Origin of the sequence: Dactylosporangium sp. NPDC050588, assembly GCF_040654975.1 — a bacterium.
Lineage (GTDB): Bacteria > Actinomycetota > Actinomycetes > Mycobacteriales > Micromonosporaceae > Dactylosporangium > Dactylosporangium maewongense.
Map to the genome: position 1 here is coordinate 1 of NZ_JBFAJA010000175.1, position 995 is coordinate 995.

The 995-nt window shown below is 76.8% G+C and carries 1 protein-coding gene; it reads left to right on the top strand.

Annotated features, from left to right (window positions below; genetic code table 11):
• Positions 1-995: phosphopantetheine-binding protein (locus AB0I21_RS56690; RefSeq protein ID WP_360574263.1), on the top strand; the 995-nt coding region annotated here is incomplete at both ends.

Genomic DNA, 995 nt, shown 5'->3' on the forward strand with positions numbered 1-995 from the left:
GTCCGCACCGACGGCGCCGTGCTGCGGTTCGCCGGCCGTGCCGACGACCAGGTGAAGATCCGCGGCTACCGGGTCGAGCCCGGCGAGGTCGAGGCGGTGCTCGTGCGGCATCCGGCGGTGCGCCGCGCCGGTGTCGTCGCCGCCGCCGACGAGGACGGCGTGTCGTACCTGGTCGGGCACGTGGAGGCGACCGGCCTCGACGAGCAGAGCCTGCGTGCGTGGCTGCGCCGCCGGGTGCCGGAGCACCTGGTGCCGACCCGTTTGGCGATCACCGAGCGGCTGCCCCTGAGCCCGAACGGCAAGATCGACCGGGCCGCCCTGCCCGCGCTCGCGGCCCGGCGCGGGACCGAGACGGTGTTCGTCGCGCCCCGCACTCCCGCGGAGGAGCGGCTCGCCGCGATCGTCGGCGACGTGCTGGGCATCGACGAGATCGGGGTCGAGGACCGCTTCACCGACCTCGGCGGGCACTCCCTGGCCGCCGCCCGCGTCTGCGCCCTCGCCGGCCGCGAGTTCGGCACCACGGTCGCCCTGGCCGACTTCCTCGCAGAGCCGACCGTCGCCGCCCTCGCCGCCCTGGTCAACGGCGGCCGGAGGCCCGCGGCGGCCCCGGTCCGGCACGAGGGGCGGACCGAGTACCCGCTCACGGCGACCCAGCGCGGCCTGTGGACGCTGCGGCAGGTCGGCTCGGTGCCGGCCGTGACCACGGTGGCGTTCCGGGTCCGGCTCACCGGGCCGGTCGAGGCGGCCACCCTGCGCTCGGCGCTGGCCGCGCTGGTGTCGCGCCACGAGGTCCTGCGCAGCCGGATCGTCGAGCGCGACGGCGAGCCGATCGCGGTCGTGGGCGAGTGGACGGATGTCCCCGTCATCGAACACGACCTGCGCGACCGGCCCACGGCAGAGCACGACCTGCGCGACCGGCCCACGGCAGAGCACGACCTGCGCGACCGGCCCACGGCAGAGCACGACCTGCGCGACCGGCCCACGGCAGAGCACGA